The organism is Rhizobium sp. NZLR1 (assembly GCF_017357385.1).
GTDB lineage: Bacteria > Pseudomonadota > Alphaproteobacteria > Rhizobiales > Rhizobiaceae > Rhizobium.
In genome coordinates, this window is record NZ_CP071636.1 from 75,175 (window position 1) to 93,451 (window position 18,277).

The 18,277-nt window shown below is 62.0% G+C and carries 15 protein-coding genes and 1 riboswitch; of the genes, 5 read left to right on the plus strand and 10 right to left on the minus strand.

From position 1 onward, the window contains the following. Position 1: 1 nt before the first annotated feature. The 7 genes from uca to J3O30_RS30945 form a co-directional block, all read right to left on the minus strand. Positions 2–3,541, minus strand: a complete 3,540-nt coding sequence (uca, locus tag J3O30_RS30915) for an urea carboxylase (protein WP_207585862.1) — start codon at positions 3,539–3,541, stop codon at positions 2–4. A 3-nt stretch (positions 3,542–3,544) separates the two neighbouring features. Further along, the gene (locus J3O30_RS30920) at positions 3,545–4,195 is read right to left on the minus strand and encodes an urea amidolyase associated protein UAAP2 (protein ID WP_207585863.1); all 651 of its coding nucleotides are present in this window, start codon (positions 4,193–4,195) and stop codon (positions 3,545–3,547) included. Between the two features lie 12 nt (positions 4,196–4,207). After that, positions 4,208–5,029 (minus strand): urea amidolyase associated protein UAAP1, encoded by an 822-nt coding sequence (locus J3O30_RS30925; protein WP_207585864.1) that lies wholly within the window; start codon positions 5,027–5,029, stop codon positions 4,208–4,210. After that, on the minus strand, positions 5,026–5,856 hold the full coding sequence (locus J3O30_RS30930; RefSeq protein ID WP_207585865.1) for an ABC transporter ATP-binding protein: 831 nt from the start codon (positions 5,854–5,856) through the stop codon (positions 5,026–5,028). Before J3O30_RS30930 ends, J3O30_RS30925 begins: the two co-directional genes overlap by 4 nt. Continuing rightward, on the minus strand, positions 5,853–6,671 hold the full coding sequence (locus J3O30_RS30935; RefSeq protein ID WP_207585866.1) for an ABC transporter permease subunit: 819 nt from the start codon (positions 6,669–6,671) through the stop codon (positions 5,853–5,855). The genes J3O30_RS30930 and J3O30_RS30935 overlap by 4 nt, the downstream gene beginning before the upstream one ends. Positions 6,672–6,737: 66 nt before the next feature. Next, entirely contained in the window at positions 6,738–7,811 is a 1,074-nt protein-coding gene (locus tag J3O30_RS30940; protein WP_207585867.1) for a putative urea ABC transporter substrate-binding protein, read from the minus strand. 73 nt (positions 7,812–7,884) lie between these two features. Next, positions 7,885–7,993, minus strand: a riboswitch (guanidine-I (ykkC/yxkD leader). A 141-nt stretch (positions 7,994–8,134) separates the two neighbouring features. Beyond that, positions 8,135–9,049, minus strand: coding sequence for a helix-turn-helix domain-containing protein (locus J3O30_RS30945; protein ID WP_207585868.1), 915 nt, complete (start codon positions 9,047–9,049; stop codon positions 8,135–8,137). Between the two features lie 86 nt (positions 9,050–9,135). On the opposite strand from J3O30_RS30945, the gene J3O30_RS30950 reads away from it, so the two are divergent. From J3O30_RS30950 to J3O30_RS30970, 5 genes are all read left to right on the plus strand, one after another. Further along, entirely contained in the window at positions 9,136–10,410 is a 1,275-nt protein-coding gene (locus J3O30_RS30950; protein WP_207585869.1) for an extracellular solute-binding protein, read from the plus strand. A gap of 66 nt (positions 10,411–10,476) precedes the next feature. Further along, positions 10,477–11,337, plus strand: a complete 861-nt coding sequence (locus tag J3O30_RS30955) for a sugar ABC transporter permease (RefSeq protein ID WP_007637285.1) — start codon at positions 10,477–10,479, stop codon at positions 11,335–11,337. Next, positions 11,334–12,170, plus strand: coding sequence for a carbohydrate ABC transporter permease (locus J3O30_RS30960; protein WP_207585870.1), 837 nt, complete (start codon positions 11,334–11,336; stop codon positions 12,168–12,170). The genes J3O30_RS30955 and J3O30_RS30960 overlap by 4 nt, the downstream gene beginning before the upstream one ends. 12 nt (positions 12,171–12,182) lie before the next feature. Next, a complete protein-coding gene (ugpC, locus tag J3O30_RS30965) occupies positions 12,183–13,265 on the plus strand; it encodes a sn-glycerol-3-phosphate ABC transporter ATP-binding protein UgpC (protein ID WP_207585871.1) in 1,083 nt (360 codons plus the stop codon). 37 nt (positions 13,266–13,302) lie between these two features. Then, a complete protein-coding gene (locus J3O30_RS30970) occupies positions 13,303–15,306 on the plus strand; it encodes an aldo/keto reductase (RefSeq protein WP_207585872.1) in 2,004 nt (667 codons plus the stop codon). Between the two features lie 42 nt (positions 15,307–15,348). Here the strand turns inward: J3O30_RS30970 and cydX are convergent, their stop codons facing one another. From cydX to J3O30_RS30985, 3 genes are read right to left on the minus strand one after another with little or no spacing between them, the layout of a single operon-like run. Beyond that, positions 15,349–15,471, minus strand: a complete 123-nt coding sequence (cydX, locus tag J3O30_RS30975) for a cytochrome bd-I oxidase subunit CydX (RefSeq protein ID WP_207585873.1) — start codon at positions 15,469–15,471, stop codon at positions 15,349–15,351. Between the two features lie 13 nt (positions 15,472–15,484). Then, the gene (gene cydB / locus J3O30_RS30980) at positions 15,485–16,639 is read right to left on the minus strand and encodes a cytochrome d ubiquinol oxidase subunit II (RefSeq protein WP_207585874.1); all 1,155 of its coding nucleotides are present in this window, start codon (positions 16,637–16,639) and stop codon (positions 15,485–15,487) included. 5 nt (positions 16,640–16,644) lie between these two features. Continuing rightward, positions 16,645–18,225 (minus strand): cytochrome ubiquinol oxidase subunit I, encoded by a 1,581-nt coding sequence (locus tag J3O30_RS30985; protein ID WP_207585875.1) that lies wholly within the window; start codon positions 18,223–18,225, stop codon positions 16,645–16,647. Positions 18,226–18,277: the final 52 nt, after the last annotated feature.

Consider the following 18,277-nt stretch of genomic DNA (forward strand, 5'->3'; position numbering starts at 1 on the left):
GTCAGCATTCCTCCAGGACGACGATAATATCGCCGGCTTTGACGTTTCTTCCCGGCCCGGCGCGCAGATCGCGGACGCGGCCTGGCGCATGGGCGGTGACGTTGATTTCCATTTTCATCGATTCGATGATCGCAAGTGTATCGCCGGCCGCAACCGGGGTGCCCGGCTCGACCAGCAGTTTCCAGATATTGCCGGGCACTGCGCTGGCGACGCCGAAGCAGCCGTCCGGAATATCTCCATCCGGGCTTTCGCCGGCGCCTTCGTCGGTGACGAAGCTGTCGAGGCCTGCTTCCTTCCAGCGCTGGCGTTCGGCATCGAAGGCTGCCTGCTGCATCGTCTTGAAGCGGCCGATCGACACCGAATTCGCCTGCAATTCCTTCTCATAGGCGGCATAGGAGAATTCGGTCTCCTCGATCCTGATGGGATAGCCGCCATGCGGGAAGGCGGCGCGCGCCTCCGTCAGTTCCTGGTTACTGACCGGGAAGAAACGGATCTGGTCGAAGAAGTTCAGCAGCCAGGGCTTGCCCCTTGCAAAGGCCGGCGTCTCCCGCCAGGTGTTCCAGACCTGGATGGTGCGGCCGAAGAGCTGGTAGCCGCCCGGCCCCTCCATGCCGTAGATGCACATATAGGCGCCGCCGATGCCGACGGCGTTCTCAGGCGTCCAGGTACGGGCCGGATTGTACTTCGTTGTGACGAGGCGGTGGCGCGGATCGGTCGGGGTCGCAACCGGCGCCCCGAGATAGACATCGCCGAGACCGAGCACGAGGTAACTCGCATCGAAGACGATGTCGCGCACCGCCTGCTCGTCGGGAAGACCGTTGATACGGCGGATGAACTCGATATTCGACGGACACCACGGCGCGTTCGGGCGCACAAGCTCCTGATACTTCCGCATCGCAAGCTCCGCATCCGGATCGTTCCAAGAGAGCGGCAGATGCACGATGCGGCTCGGCACCTTGACATCCTGCGCCGCCGGCAGCGTCGCTTCGATCTCGGAGAGCAGCCCGAGCAGCCGCTTTCGCGTCAGTGTCGTGCCGTCATAATGGATCTGCAACGAACGGATGCCGGGCGTCAGATCGACGACGCCGGGAAGACGGGCCTCGACGATCGCCTGCATCAGCAGATGCACCCGCAGCCGGAGCGCAATATCGAGCGTCATCGGCCCATATTCGACGAGCAGATTGTCGTCGCCCTGGCGGCGATAGACGACGGAAACCGGGCCGTCCTCCCTGATACCGACGATCGGCGAACCCGTCTCTTCCGCGACCCGCCGCACTGCCGGGCCGGCCATCGGGTCTTCCGGCCGCGCCACGGCGTGGAAACGGATACGGTCGCCGGGCTTGAACTGGCCCATTTTCCACTGTTCGTCGCGAGCGATCACCGCCGGGCAGACGAAGCCGCCAAGGCTCGGGCCATCGGGGCCAAGAATGATCGGCATGTCGCCGGTGAAATCGATCGCCCCGATCGCATAGGCATTGTCATGCAGGTTGGACGGGTGCAGTCCGGCCTCGCCGCCATCGCGGCGCGCCCATCGCGGGGCGGGACCGATGAGGCGCACACCGGTGCGGGCGCTGTTGAAATGCACCTCGTAGGCTGTCGAGAACAGCGTCTCGATATCGCCATCCTCGAAGAAGTCAGGTGCGCCATGCGGGCCATAGACGACGCCGACATCCCATTCGCGTGTCAATGCGGCTGGCTCCGTCGCTGGCGTCGCCGGTTCGGCCGGCGCCTGCCGGTCGAAATGCAGCACATGGCCCGTCTTCAGCGTGCCGGTGGCGTTGCCGCCGAACTGACCGAGGCCGAAAGTCGCCCGGGAGCCGAGCACAACAGGCGCGGCAAAACCGCCGGCGACTGCGAGATAGGCGCGCTGCCCCGGCCCTTCGATCGTGCCGATCGACAGAACTTGGCCAGCCCGGATCGTCACCGGCTCGTCATGCGGTACTTTTACGCCATCGCATGCCATTGGCATCCGGGCACCGGCCAGCGCGATGGTCTGCTCGGCATAAAACCTGAGCGTCGGGCCGGAGACCGTCAACTCCAGTGCGGCCGTCACATCGGCATTGCCGACCAGGCGATTGGCATGACGGAAGGAGCGCTCGTCCATCGGACCGCTCGGCGGCACACCGACATGCCAGAGGCCGAGCCGGCCCGGCAGTTCCTGGATGCTCGATTGCGCGCCAGGCGTGAGAACCTCGACGACATCGGGAACGAAGGCGAAGTCGCGCAGCGCCGTCGTCGCCACCTTGGCGCCGGCAAGCAGTTCGGAAGCGGCGATGGTTCTGAGATAATCGAGATTGGTCTCGATGCCTGATATCGATGTCGCCGCAAGTGCTACCTTCAGCTTTTCGATCGCCGCAGGCCGGTCCTCCGCCGCCACGATCAGCTTGGCGAGCATCGGATCATAGAAGGGCGTCACCTCGGTTCCCGTCTCGATCCAGCCGTCGACGCGGGCACTTTCCGGGAAGATAACCTCAGTCAGCAGGCCGGCGCTCGGGCGGAAATCGGCATGCGGCATCTCGGCATAGATCCGCATCTCGATCGCCGCACCCTTCGGCGACAGCGCCTCGGCGCCCGAGAGCACGTCCTCGCCCGCCGCCTGCCGGATCATCCATTCGACGAGATCGATGCCGAAGACGGCTTCCGTCACCGGATGCTCGACCTGCAGGCGGGTATTGACCTCGAGAAAATAGAATTCCTCGCGCTGGGGATCGTAGATGAATTCGACCGTGCCGGCGGATTCATACGAGACCGAGCTTCCCAGATCGACCGCCGCCTTGTGCAGCCGCACTCTGGTTTCGGCGGAGAGGCCGGGGGCAGGGGTCTCCTCGACCACCTTCTGGTTCCGCCGTTGCAGCGAGCAGTCGCGTTCGCCGAGCGCGATCACCCTGCCCTTGCCGTCGCCGAAGATCTGCACCTCGACATGGCGCGCTTCGGCAACGAAACGCTCGATATAGACGCGGGCATCGCCGAAGCTGGCCCGCGCGGTCCTCTGCACGCTTTCGAAGGAGGCCTTCAGGGCCGCCGCATCGGCGCAGAGCTGCATGCCAATGCCGCCGCCGCCGGCCGTGCTCTTCAGCATGACGGGGTAACCGACAGTCTCGGCCGCCGAAAGCGCCGCCTCAACGCTCTGCAACAGATCGGTGCCGGGCAGCAGCGGCACGCCGCTCGCTTTCGCCAGTTGGCGCGCCGTATGCTTCAGGCCGAAGGCCGACAGCTGCTCCGGCCGCGGGCCGATGAAGGCGATACCTTCGGCGGCGAGCCGCTCGGCAAAGCCGATATTCTCCGAGAGGAAACCGTAACCCGGATGCACGGCTTGCGCTCCCGTCGCCTTGCAGGCCGCGATGACGGCATCGACGTTCAAATAGCTTTCGGCAGCTGGCGCTGGACCCAGGCGTACGGCTTCGTCGGCAGTCAGCGCCGGCTTCGAGAAGCGATCGGCATCGGAATAGACGGCGACCGAGGCAATGCCCATCCTCTTCAATGTGCGGATGACCCGGACAGCGATTTCGCCGCGATTGGCGATAAGGACCTTGGTGAACATCGATCAGTCCTCGCCATCCCAGATCAGCACCCGGATCGGCGTCGGATCGAAGCCGTTGCAGGGATTGTTGATCTGCGGGCAGTTGGAGATGACGCAGAGCACATCCATCTCCGCCACCAGTTCCACATAGTCACCCGGTGCGGAAATGCCGTCGACGATGGTCATCTCGCCGTTCGGCTTGATAGGCACATTCATGAAGAAGTTGATGTTCGGCACGATGTCGCGCTTGCTCATGCCGTGCCTGGTCACTTCGAGCACGAAATTGTCGCGGCAGGCATGCAGGTATTTCGTGCCGTGGCCGAAACGCACGGTGTTGCTCTCGCAGGAGCAGGCGCCGGCTGATGTGTCGTGCCGGCCGCAGCTGTCGGCCGTCATGACAAGCATGACGTTGCCTTCATTCGATATGATCTTCGTGCCGGTGCCGATATAGGCGCCACCCTGCGCCCGCATCGTATCCTGGTTGGAGTAACGCTCGGCAAAGTCATTGGCGCGATAAAACAACGTGTCGATCGCCTGCTGGCCGTAGCTGTCCTCGATGCGGATCGTCTGACCTTTGCGCACGATGCCGGACCATGGCGCTTCGGCCGGAATGAAATGATCCTGCACGGCATTTTCGAGGCGGCGCGATGCGGCGGTCTTGATGAAATCGGTCATCGGCATCCCTCCTCAGGCCAGCATCGATGCGTTGTTCTCGAAGCCGCGAAAGGCTTCGGCGGTCGCCGTGCGCGAGAGGTCGTCGGCTGCGGGCACAGGTGACCGAAAGCGCGTGACGATCACCGGCTTCGACTGATAGACCGGGTCGGGATCGAGCGGATGCGGGCAATTGGAGAAGCCGACGATCATGTCCATCTCGGCGCGCAGCTCGGCATAATCGCCGCTGTTGGAAAGCTTGCCGCGCCAGTGGAAGCCGCCGTCATCGTCGACGCGGACGGGGGCGAAGAGATTGAGAATCGCCGGAATGTCGCGCCTGGCAAGGCCGAGTTTTCCGGTGATGAGCACGAGATTGTCGCGGGTATTGCGGGTCTTGACGCCGGGGTATCTGGCGGCGTTGGAGGCAGCCGTCGATCCGCCCATCAGGCAGTCATGGGCGCCGGAACTGTCCTCGATCAGCGAAAACATCACCCGGCCCATATCCGAGAAGATGACGCGACCCTTGCCGAGCGCCGTCGTCCACTGCACCTTGACCGTATCGACGAGGTTGAGTCTTTCGCTGGTGTCGGCGGCATTCCAGGCAACGAGCGCCACGGTCGAGCCGCCTTCGCCCTGATCGATGCGGATGGCCTCGCCGCGCTTCAGCGCTGTCGACCAGTACCAGCCGCCGGGGATGGTTTCCTGGTGGATGATCGCGGCCGCATCGATTGTGGACACGGGCAGGGGGCTCGGCGCCGGCAGGGCCTTCGGCGCAAATTCCAGCCCCTTCTTCTGATGTTCCTCGTAACGCTGCCGGTTGGCGGCGATCTCTTCGGGCGAACGCCTTACATGCATCATGGTTTTTCTCCTGACGGACTGGAAGCCGGGTCGTCCCGGCGAAGGCCCAGAGAAATGACCGGGCCGTCCCGGTCGGGGCTGAAGATGGAGGGCGTGCCGGCAAGCCTCGGCGGCCAGATCGAAATGTCCTTGGTGATCGTCGCGCCGTAGCGCTCCTTCTCCTCCGGGCGGTCACGCCGGCGCTCGAAGGCGACGACGCGCGTCGCCAGCGTGAAGGCCTCGCGCATATCGTGCGTCACCATGACGACGGTCATCTGCGTTTCGTGCCAGAGGCGCTTCATCAATGTGTGAATCTCGGCGCGGATGCCGGGATCGAGTGCGCCGAAGGGCTCATCGAGCAGCAGCACTTTCGGCTTCATGATCAGCGCCTGCGCCAGCGCCAGGCGCTGCTGCATGCCGCCGGAAAGCTGCGCCGGATATTTGTCCTCGGCGCCGGAAAGGCCGACTTCGGCAATCAGCCGCCGCGCCTCGTCGACGGCGCTGCGCCGGGCGGCGCCGAAAACCTTGGCCTTGTAACGGGAAGCGGAGAATTCCCGCCCGAGCAGGACATTGCCGAGCACGGTCAGATGCGGGAAGACGGAATAGCGCTGGAAGACGACGCCGCGGTCCGGCCCCGGCTCCTGCGGCAGCGCTTCACCGTCGAGCCGGATTGTGCCCCGTGTCGGCCGCTCCTGGCCGAGCAGCATGCGCAGAAACGTCGTCTTGCCGCAGCCGGACGGACCGACAAGGGCGACGAAGGAACGCGAGGCGACGGTCAGCGACACGTCTTCGAGCACGATCTGGTCGCCATACTCCTTCCAGACCTTTTCGATCACCAGTTCGCTCATGCCTGCTTCTCCAGCTCAGACCAGGGGAAGACGGCGATGCGGATGCGATCGAGGACATAATTTATGATCACGGCGAGCAGCGTGATCCAGACGACATAGGGAAAGATAATGTCCATCGAGAGATAACGGCGCACGAGGAAGATGCGGTAACCGAGGCCGGAATCCGACGAGATCGCCTCGGCCGCGATCAGGAACAGCCAGGCGGGACCGAGCTGAAGCCTGAGACAGGTGATCAGCCGGGGCAGGATCTGCGGCAGCACGACGCGAAGGCCGATCTGCCAGGAGGAGCCGCCGAGCGTTTCCGCCTTGACGATCTGTTCGCGCGGCAGTTCCAGCGCCTTCAGCGCAAGGTCGCGGATCATCGTTGGCGCGACGCCGATCACGATCAGCGCGATCTTGGAGGCTTCGCCGAGCCCCATGGCGATAAAGAGGATCGGCAGCAGCGCCAGCGGCGGCACCATCGAGATGACGGCGACAAAAGGGGAGAGCAGCGCCCTGAGATAAGGCAGCATGCCAATCAGCATGCCGATGACAAGGGCAGTGATCGTGGAGATGCCGAGGCCGGCAAACAGCCGGATCAGGCTCGCGCCGGTATCGGACCACAGCAAGTATTGGCCGGTGCGCGGATCGGCGATGAAGGCCAGGCGGTCGATCGCGTCGGCAAAACCGGCAAGACCGGGCAGCAGCTTGTCGTTGGTGTTTTCCGCCAGCCGTGCCGCCGAGCCGAAAGTGTAGGCAACGATCAGCAGCACGAAGGGCAGCAGCGTCAAGGCAAGCTGTGCGCCCCGGCTCGGCCTCGTGTTGATCCAGCGCATGGGGAAAGCTCCGCTGATGAAAGGTTGGGCGGCGCGGGCAGGGCCGCGCCGCTGCTTGGACATCGCTCAGAGCGAACTGTCGGCGGCCGCCTTCATGTAGGTCTCGGTGAAGCGCAGCTTGACGTTGCCGCTGTCGCCGAGAACCTTGCCGTCAGGCATCTCGATGCCGATGACGTCTGCCGACGGCGCGCCATTGCCGAGCAGGCCCTTCTCGAACAGGAAGTTGCGGACGAGATCCATGGTCTTCGGCAGGCTGCCCGAGGCTGTGAAAGCAACGGCATCGGTCGGCTTGGCAAACAGCTTGGTGGCTGCAAGCTGGGATTCGAAGCCCTTGAGATCGGTGCCCGATGCCTGGCCCATCGCCTCGCGCGCAGCCTTGCCGTCGGCACTGTCGGCGGTCAGGAGCGCTGCGGTCTCATACCAGATGCCGGCGAGCGCCTTGCCGAAATTCGGATTGTCCTTCAGCACGCCGGTGTTGGCGACCATCAGATCGATGATCTCGCCTGGCACCTGCGAGCTGTCGAAGACTTTCTTGGCCGTGGGGTCCTCGAGTATGGTCGAGACCAGCGGGTTCCAGGTGACGACCGCGGTTACGTCAGCCGTCTTGTAGGCAGCGACCATATCGGCATCGGAGGTGTTGACCACCTTGACGTCGCGCTCGGTCATCTTGATGCTTTCGAGCGCGCGGGCCAGCAGATAGTGCGAGACGGAGAATTCTACGAGATTGACGTTCTGGCCTTTGATGTCGGCAAGGCTCGCCTTGTCCTTGAGGATGACGGCATCATTGCCGTTCGAGAAGTCGCCGACGATCACGGCTGTCGTATCGACGCCACCGGCAGCCGGGATCGACAGGCCGTCCATATTGGTGAGGGTCACGGCATCGAAGGCGCCGGCGGTGTACTGGTTCATCGATTCGACGTAGTCGTTGAACTGGGTGACCTCGATCTTGATGCCGTATTTGTCGGCCCATTTCTTGACGATGCCGTGATCGGCCGCGTAACCCCACGGCATCCAGCCTACATAGATCGACCAGGCGACCTTGAAATCGGTCTTCTGTTCGGCCTTCGCGATGGAGCTGAGCCCGAGCGTCAGGGAGGCCGTCAGCGCGGCCATCGATAGGATCTTCGAAAAGGTCTGCATTGAAATTCCCCTTTGCTTTTCTTCAAAAGGGATCGGCAATGACCATCGTGCCGCCAATCCCTTGGCTTACGAGGTCTCCCGGGCTTTTATCCCGCCGTGCACCCGACGGGATGTCTCCCCCGCCGGTGGCAGCTCTCGGACCAGCCGCGCCTTGCGACGCCGGAACCCTAGCCACCAACTCTGCAACTATCGAAGCAAAGTGCGTGCCAAACCATAAATCATTGATTTTATTGAGAGTGCGCTGGCATCATCTCTCACAGAAAATGCATAGTGCATGCACTTGCACAGAAAATGTGCGCATTCTGCCGCCGCCTTAGGCGCTGCTAGTTTCGGAAGGCGCCGGCGGGAACCGTCGTCACCAGTCGGATATCGCGGCGGAAGTCCGATGGCGACATGCCGGCGATGTGGCGGAAGGATTTATTGAAGGCGCTGATCGAGCCGAAGCCGCTGTCCATTGCCACCTGCAGCACGTTGGCGCCCTCGCTCATCAGCATCGCCTGGGCGCGCGACAGCCGCAGCAGCGTCACATATTTGCTGAGCGTCATACCCGTCGATCGCTTGAACAGGTTCATCGCATATTTCGGATGCAGGTCGGCAGCGCGGGCGATATCGACCGAATCGATGTCGTGCAGGAAATTGGCGGCGATGAAATCGCACATGCGGGCGACGCTGCGCGAAGAATGCGAATGCGGATGATCACCGTCGAGATTGATGGCTTGCGACGTCATCGAATAGGGTTCGAGCGCGATACGCTCGATGCGCAGCAGCAGTTCGTCGACGGCATGCTGGGCCTTGGCGGGATTGCCTGAGTTGGCATAACGGAACCAGCGGGCGAAATTGTCGACGTCGGCGGCATCCGTTGCCGAAGTCAGCAGTGTCTCGCCCTTCATCAGCCGACTGGAAATGCTGATCGGCAGGCGCAGCCGGAAGAAATAGACGAGCGGCAGATGCGCGCCGGCATAGAGCGAATCATCGGAGGATTCGTCCATCTGATGCGGCTGCCCACCCCAGAAGAGACACATTTCACCGGCGTTCAGCCGGAATTCGTGGTCGCTCATGCGATAGTGGACGCTTCCGCGAATCACGTAGTTGACCTCGACCTGCGCGTGCCAGTGCGGCATCGCCATCACAGGCGGGTGGGCATGAAACATTTGCAGCGCCGTCGGCGACCCCTCGATGCTGCTCGCTCCGGGCTGATAGATTGCCCGCACGCCAACCTTACTTTCCGCCAAATTCATATTCCCTTTTTAGGAGACAGCCGCTCCCTGACAGTTAGTTTAACCGGGTTCGTGAAAGGACGGCAATTGAAAAGGGAGGATTTTCAATGCGCTTCAAACTTCTGGCTGCCACCGCAGCTGTCGCACTGCTTGCTTCCGGCTCCGCATTCGCGCAGTCGGCCAATCTGACCATCTGGAGCTGGAATGTCGCTGCGTCGGCATTGAAGTCCACGCTTCCAGGCTTCAACAAACAGTTCCCCGATATCAAGATCACCGTCGAGGACCTTGGAAACAGCCAGGTTTTCGACAAGACGCTCGCTGCCTGTGCAGCCGGCGGCGACGGCCTGCCTGACATCGTCAGCATCGAAAATTTCGAGGCTGAAATCTTCTGGAGCCGTTTCCCGGATTGCTTCGCCAATCTGAAGGAACTCGGCTACACGCCCGAGATCCAGGCGAAATTCCCCGATTTCAAGCGTACCGAGCTTGAGGTCGGCGACGTCGCCTATGCCATGCCCTGGGATTCCGGTCCTGTCGCCGTCTTCTACCGCCGCGATCTCTACGAAAAGGCGGGCGTCGATCCGAGCACGATCAACACCTGGGACGATTTCATCGCCGCCGGCAAGAAGATTTCCGCCGCCAATCCCGGCGTCGTCATGGCGCAGGCGGATTTCAACGGCGACAGCGAATGGTTCCGCATGCTCGCCAACGAACAGGGCTGCGGCTATTATTCGACCGATGGCCAGAATATCACCATCAACCAGCCAGCCTGCGTCGCCTCGCTTCAGAAGGTGAAGGAAATGAAGGACGCCGGCACGCTGACGGCGGCCAACTGGGACGAAAAGATCCAGGCCAATACCGCCGGCAAGGCCGCAAGCCAGTTGTATGGCGGCTGGTATGAGGGCACAGTGCGCTCGACCTCTCCCGATCTCAAGGGCAAGTGGGGCGTCTACAAGATGCCGAGCCTGACGGCCGACGGCCCGCATGCGGCCAATCTCGGCGGTTCGTCGCTCGCCATTTCGGCAACCTCGGCAAACAAGGAAGCAGCCTGGAAATTCGTCAACTACGCCCTCGGCACGAATGAGGGCCAGATCACCATGCTGAAGGAATTCGGCCTGGTGCCATCGCTGCTTTCGGCTGAAAAGGACCCCTTTATCAGCGAACCGCAGCCCTATTGGGGCGGTCAGAAAGTCTGGGCCGATATCCTGGCGACGCTGCCGAAGATCGTGCCGAGCCGCGGCACCGCTTTCCAGAGCGACGCCGAAGCCATCTTCAAGGCAACGCAGACGAAATTCTTCGCCGGCGGTTATCCCGATGCGAAGGCAGCCCTCGACGATGCCGCCAAGCAGATCGCTTCGGCGACCGGGCTTCCAGTGGCACAATGAATGACGATGCCGGGCGTTTCAGGCGCCCGGCGTTTCCCGGTCATTCGTTCGTGAGGAGGAGGCTTGATGCCGTTCAGAACCCGGAGCGCCTATGCGTTCCTTGCACCCTATCTGCTGGTCTTTGCCACCTTCTGGGTCTGGCCGATCATCAATTCGTTCCTGATTTCTTTTCAGAACACCCGCATCAACCCGTGGAAATACAGTTTCCAGGCCAATTGGGGGCGGCTGTTCTACGACCCGGCCTTTTACAATGCCCTTTATAACACGCTGATCATCCTGGTGATCCAGGTGCCGGTCATGATCGGCCTTGCGACCGTCATGGCCGTGATGCTCAATTCGCCGCTCTTGAAAGCGCGCCCGCTCTTCCGCTTTGCTTTCTTTGCGCCCGTCGTCGTCGGCGAGGTCGCCTATGCAGCGGTATTCCGGCTGATGTTCAGCCTCGATTTCGGCATCATCAACAAGCTGATCTCCGCCGTCGGCCTCAGCCCGGTGTCCTGGTTCGACAATGCCAATGCCGCCATGGCGCTGATCATCCTCGCCGTCACATGGCGCTGGGCCGGCTATAACGCCATCATCATCCTTGCCGGCCTGCAGTCGATTCCGGACGATGTCTACGAGGCAGCGACGCTCGACCGGGTGAGCAAGGTACAGCAGTTCTTTCATATCACCCTGCCGCTTCTGAAACCGATCATCCTCTTCTGTGTGGTGCTCTCGGTGATCGGCACCATGCAGCTCTTTACCGAGCCTTTCCTGATTACCAATCGCGGTGGTCCGGGCGGCGGCACGGAGACCCTTGGCCTGTTGCTCTACCGCCAGGGCTTTACCTCGTTGAACTTCGGCTATGCCTCGGCGATCGCCTATACGATGGCGGCCCTGGCCGTGGTCATCTCGCTTCTCAATCTCTGGGTCGGGAGGGATCCGAAATGAAATCCAGGTCGCAATCCCTTCTCATGCGCCGGATCGCGCTGCACGCCGCACTGGCGCCGCTTGCGGTAATCTGGCTGTTTCCACTTTGGATGATGTTCGTCTTCTCGACCATGCCCGACAACGGCATCTTCAGTCCCGACATCGTGCTCTGGCCATCCACCAACTTCATCGAGAATTTCAAGAACCTGCAGGCCGATACCGATTTCGTCGGCGCCATGGTGATTTCCGTCGGCGTCGCGATCATCTATACTTTCCTGTCGGTGATGCTGACCTCGATGGCAGGTTGGGCGTTGGCGCGATACCGTTTCGTCGGCCGCTCCATCGTCATCGCCATCATCATCGGTACGATCACGCTGCCTTTCTCCGTGGTGGTCATCCCGCAATTCATCATGGTGGCGCGCGAATTCCGCCTCGCCAACACCTGGGTGGCGCTGATCGTGCCGCCACTGTTCAACTCGCTCGGCGTGCTGTTCATGCGCCAATCCTTCTCGATGATGCCGGGTGAGCTTTTCGATGCGGCCCGCGTCGAGGGCGTCAAGGAATGGCAGATCTTCCTGCGCATCGCCCTGCCGCTGGCGCGCCCGACCATGGCGGCCTTGGCGATCATCCTCTTCCTCGCCTCGTGGAACAACTACCTCTGGCCGCTCCTCATCAATTCCAGACCGGGAATGATGACGGCGCCGGTGGCATTGGGAACGCTGATCGGCCTCACCAAGGTCTCCTGGGGCGGCATCATGGCTGGAGCAGTGCTGCTAACGGCGCCGATCCTCGTCATCTTCGTGGCTCTCCAGCGCCATTTCATCGCCGGCATCGCGGCCGGCGCAATCAAGTAAACGGGGAGCTGCATGGCAGAGCTTTCACTCAGCAATATCGTCAAGCGCTTCGGCGGCTTTGAGATCATCCATGGCGCCAATCTGGAGGTGAAGGACGGCGAATTCGTCGTCTTCGTCGGCCCGTCCGGCTGCGGCAAATCCACGCTGCTGCGGATGATCGCCGGTCTCGAGGACATCACCTCCGGCGAGCTTCAGATCGGTGGCAGGATCGTTAATGACGTCGAGCCCGCCGATCGCGGCATCGCCATGGTTTTTCAGTCCTATGCGCTCTATCCGCACCTGACCGTCGAAGAAAACCTGAGCTTCGGCCTGCGGATGAACGGCAATCCGAAGGCCGATACCGAGCGGCGCGTGAGCCATGTCGCCGAGATCCTGCAAATCACCGAGCTGATGAAGCGGCGGCCGAAGCAGCTTTCCGGCGGTCAGCGCCAGCGAGTTGCGATCGGCCGCGCCATCGTCCGCGAACCGGAGGTGTTCCTGTTCGACGAGCCCTTGTCAAACCTCGATGCCGAACTGCGCGTGCAAATGCGTGTCGAGATTTCCAGGCTGCACAAGAAACTCGGCACGACGATGATCTACGTCACCCACGACCAGACGGAGGCGATGACACTCGCCGACCGGATCGTCGTGTTGCGCGCGGGCAATATCGAGCAGATCGGCGCACCGCTCGATCTCTACGACGATCCCGCCAACCAGTTCGTCGCCGGCTTCGTCGGATCGCCGAAGATGAATTTCCTGAAGGCCGTGGTGGTCGAGACGCAGCCGGGCAGGGCGGTGATCGCGCTGGAAAGCGACGCCAACATGCGCCTGCCGCTGCCCGTCGCCGATCCGATCGACGCCGGTGCGAAGGTGACGCTTGGCATCCGTCCCGAACATTTCGTCGATGCGGGTATGGGCGATGCCGATCTCACCGTCGCGATCGACGTCGCCGAACATCTCGGTAACACCAGCTATATCTATGCCGCGATCGAGTCCGAGCAGTTGATCATCGAGCGGCCGGAATCGCGCGTCGCCGGCAATCGCGAGACGCTGATGGTCGGCCTTCCCGCCAGCCGCACGTTCCTTTTCGACAGGGCCGGCAAACGGCTTCGCTAAACCACAATCCCAAGGCAGAAAGACGAAAGAGGTTTCTATGACTTCCGATCAACCGATCCGCTGGGGCATCATCGGCCCCGGCACCATCGCCCGCACCTTTGCCGACGGCGTCGCCCATTCGCGTACCGGCAAACTGGTGGCAATCGCCACCCGTAATCCGTCCAAGCCGGGACTTGCAGAAAACTTCCCCGGCGCCCGCATCGTCAATGGTTATGAGGCGCTGCTTTCCGACCCGGAGGTCGATGCGGTCTATATCTCCGTGCCCCATACCGGCCATGCCGAATGGGCGATCAAGGCCGCGCGCGCCGGCAAACATATCCTCGTCGAGAAGCCGATCGCACTTTCGGCCTATGATGCCGAAGCCGTCTATTACGAAGCCAAGAAGGCCGGCGTCTTTGCCGGCGAGGCCTTCATGTACCGCGTGCATCCGCAGACGGAAAAGCTGATCGAACTCATCAAGAGCGGCGTCATCGGCACTGTCCGCATCATCCGCTCGAGCTTCGGCTTCAACATGGGCAGCTATAAGCCGGAACACCGGCTTTTCGCCAACGATACCGCCGGCGGCGGCATTCTCGATGTCGGCGGTTATCCAGTCTCGATGGCGCGGCTGATCGCCGGCGCCGCAGAGGGCAGGGCCTTCCTCGAACCGGAGAAGGTTTCGGGCGTTGCCCATCTGGGACAGAGCGGCGTCGATGAATGGGCGTCCGCCGTGCTCAAATTCCCGAACGAGATCATTGCCGAAGTCTCCTGCTCGATCATGGCGCAGCAGGATAACGTCTTGCGCATCATCGGCTCCGAGGGCCGGATCGAAGTCGCCGACTTCTGGTTCGCCTCCGGCCACAAGGGTGGCGTCGGCAAGATCGAGATCTTCAAAGGCGGCAAGCAGGAGACAATTGAGGTCAGGGAAGACCATTGGCTCTATTCCTTCGAGGCGGATGCGGCGGGTGATGCCATCCGGGCCGGCAGAACCGAATTCAGTTCACCCGGCATGAGCTGGGCGGATTCGATCGGAAACCTGCGCGTGCTCGACCAGTGGCGCGCCTCTGTCGGCCTCGAATATGGCGTCGAAAAAGCGGAGAAACGCACGGCCAACATTGCCGGCGGCGCGGTGACGCGGGGCAACAGCATTCCGCAGCGCCAGATACCCGGCATTTCCAAGCCGGCCTCGGTCGTGACCCTCGGCTTCGAGTTCTTCCCGAACTTCGCCGCCGCCTCGCTGACGCTCGACGCCTTCTATGAGGCCGGCGGCAATGTCTTCGATACCGCCTATGTCTACGGGGCCGGCAAGACGGAAGCGATCTTCGGCGACTGGCATACCAGCCGCAAGGTGCCGCGCGAAGAGATGGTGCTGATTGGCAAAGGCGCGCATTCGCCGCTCTGCTATCCCGATATGATCGCAAAACAGCTCGACCAGTCGCTCGCCCGACTGAAGACCAACTATGTCGATATCTACTTCATGCATCGCGACAATACCGACGTGCCGGTCGGCGAATTCGTCGATGCCATGGATGCCGAGGTCAAGCGTGGCCGCATTCGTGGTATTTTCGGCGGTTCGAACTGGACGCGGGCGCGTTTCGATGAAGCGATCGCCTATGCCGAAAAGACCGGCAAGGCGGCGCCGGCGTCGCTTTCCAACAACTTCTCGCTCGCCGAGATGCTCGATCCGATCTGGGCCGGCTGCGTCGCCGCGTCCGATGACGATTGGAAGAAATGGCTGAACGAGAAGCAGATCCCGAACTTTGCCTGGTCGAGCCAGGGCCGCGGCTTCTTTACCGATCGTGCCGGCCGCGACAAGCGAGACGATGAAGAGATCGTGCGGGTCTGGTATTCCGAGCGGAATTTCGGTCGCCGCGACCGTGCCATCGAACTGGCCAACAAGCTCGGCCGCAATCCGATCCACGTCGCGCTTGCCTATGTGATCGCCCAGCCCTTCCCCGTCATACCGCTGATCGGGCCGCGCACCGTCGCCGAATTGGAAGACAGTCTTTCCGCGCTCGACATCCGGCTGACGCCCGAAGAGGTGAAGTGGCTGGAAGGCTGATGAAGAGAAAAGGGCGCGGTTCAAGCCGCGCCCTTTCCATATCTACTTCAGCGTCTCGGACGCCCTCTTTCTGGCTGCGTCGTCCATCAGCTCATACCACATGGCGTTGAGGACGGCGAAAGCGGCTGCCAGCGGCAGGCCGAGGATCCATGCAAAATACCACATCGTTTCGTCTCCCTTAGTAAGCGTGGCTGTTTTTGTCGGTGACGGATTTCTCGTCGACCTTGCCCCATAGAACTTTGTAGACCCAGGCCGTGTAGGCAAAAATGATCGGCAGGAAGATCGCCGACACCACCAGCATTATGAACAGCGTCATATGGCTGGAGGATGCATCCCAGACCGTCAGGCTCGATCGCGGATCGAGCGAGGAGGGCAGGATGAACGGGAACATCGAGAGGCCAACCGTCGAGATGATGCCGAAGATCGCCACCTTGCTGAAGAGCAGCGTCATTACCTCGCGCCTTGCCCGCATGGCAATGAAGGCCAGAGCCGCGCCCGCAAAGCCGAGGACGGGTGCCGCGATCATCCACGAATGGGCGCTGTAATTGGCAAGCCACGCGCCTTTCTCCAGCGACACGGTCTTCAAGAGCGGATTGGAAGGCCCGATGGTGCTGATATCGCTGGTGATGCGGTAACCGCCAACGCCGATCCACAGGAAGAGGCCGCCAAGCGCGAAAAGCACGATGGCGGCAAGGGCGGCGATGCTGCCATAACCTCTGGCACGCTCGGCAACCGGGCCACTTGCCTTCAGTACCAGCCAAGCTGCGCCATGCATCGTCAGCATGGCTAGGGAAAGCAGGCCGCAGAGCAGCGCATAGGGGTTGAGCAGAGCAAAGAACGAGCCTTCGTAGAAGATCCGCATGTCGTCGGCAAAGCGGAAGGGCACGCCCTGCAGCACATTGCCGACAGCAACGCCGAAGATCAGCGACGGCACGAAGCCTCCGATGAAGAGCGCCCAGTCCCAGCCGGTGCGCCAATTGGCGCTTTCGCGCTTCGACCGGTATTTGAATCCGACGGGGCGTAGGATGAGCGCGAAGAGGATCGCGAACATCGCCAGATAAAAGCCCGAGAAGGAAACCGCATAAAGCGGCGGCCAGGCGGCGAAGATGGCGCCGCCGGCGAGGATCAGCCAGACCTGATTGCCTTCCCAGGTGGCGCCGATGGTGTTGATCGCCACGCGCCGTTCCGTATCGGTCCGGGCGACGAAAGGCAGAAGCGTGCCGACGCCGAGATCGAAGCCGCCCGTCGTCGCAAAGGCGATCAGCAGCACGCCGAGCAGCACCCACCAGATGAGACGCAGGGTGTCGTAATCGAGGAGTTCGTGAAGGATCATGGCGGTCACTCCGCGGCCGGGACGAGGGTTTCGGAAATCAGCACGGCTTCCGGCTCGTCGTCCGGCTCCGGCCCTTGCTTGATCGCCTTGATCATCAGGCTCATCTCGATGACGATCAGCACCGTATAAAGTGCGCCAAAACCGATAATGGTCAGAAGCACGGTGCCGGCACCAAGGCTGGAGACGGCGGCAGCCGTCGGCAGCACGCCTTCGATCACCCATGGCTGACGGCCGAATTCGGCGACGACCCAGCCGAGTTCGATAGCGACAAAGGGCAGGGGGATCGCCAGCACGGCAATCCGCAGAAGCAGTGGATATTTGTCGAGATGGCGGCGCGCCGACAGCCAGAAGAAGGTGGCGGTCAAGAGGATGAAGAACATGCCGAGGCCGACCATGATACGGAAGGACCAGAAGAGCGTCGGCACGTGCGGGATCGTGTCCCGCGCGGCCTGAGCGATCTGCTCGTCGGTCGCCTGGCGCGGATCGTCGACATAGCGCTTCAAAAGAAGCCCGTAACCGAGATCATGGCCGAGATCCTCGAAGGAACTACGCACCTCCTGCGCCACCTGATCCTGCGCTGGCGCGGCACGGATCTGCGTCAGTGCATCGTAAGCTTTGATGCCATCGCGGATGCGAGTTTCGGCCTGCTGTTCGAGCTTGTCGATGCCCGGGATCTCTGTTGTCAACGACCGTGTGCCGATCAGCCCCATGACCCAGGGGATGTGCACGGCGAAATGCGTCTCGCGCGCTTCCTGATCCGGGAAGCCGAAGGCGGTGAAGGCAGCCGGAGCGGGCTCCGTCTTCCACATGCCCTCGATCGCGGCAAGCTTCATCTTCTGGTTTTCGGTGGCAAGATAACCGCTCTCGTCGCCGAGCACGACGACGGAGAGCGCCGAGGCGAGGCCGAAGGAGGCGGCGACCGTCATCGAGCGCTTGGCAAGTTCGATATGCCGGCCCTTGAGCACATACCAGGCCGAGACGCCGAGTACGAAGATCGAGGCGCAGACATAACCTGCCGATACCGTATGGACGAATTTCGCCTGGGCGACCGGATTGAAGACCACGTCGAAGAAGCTTGTGATTTCCATGCGCATCGTCTGCGGATTGAGCGCCGATCCCACTGGATTCTGCATCCAGCCATTGGCAATGAGGATCCAGAGGGCCGAGAAGTTCGAGCCGAGCGCCACCGCCCAGGTGGCGACGAGATGGCCGACCTTCGACAGCTTGTCCCAGCCGAAGAAGAACAGGCCGACGAAAGTCGCCTCGAGAAAGAAGGCCATCAGGCCTTCGATTGCCAGCGGCGCGCCAAAGATGTCGCCGACATAATAGCTGTAATAGCTCCAGTTCATGCCGAACTGGAATTCCATGACGATGCCGGTGGCGACGCCGATCACGAAATTGATGCCAAACAGCGTGCCCCAGAATTTCGTCATCTGCCGCCAGATCTGGCGGCCGGTCATGACATAGACGGTTTCCATGATCGCCAAGAGTACGGACAGGCCGAGCGTCAGCGGCACGAACAGGAAGTGGTAAAGCGCCGTCAGTGCGAATTGAAAGCGCGATAGCGCAACGATATCTAGTTCCATTTGTCTTTCTCCCACGGTCCCACGGGGTACGGAGCGTTCCTCAGCGCCGGTC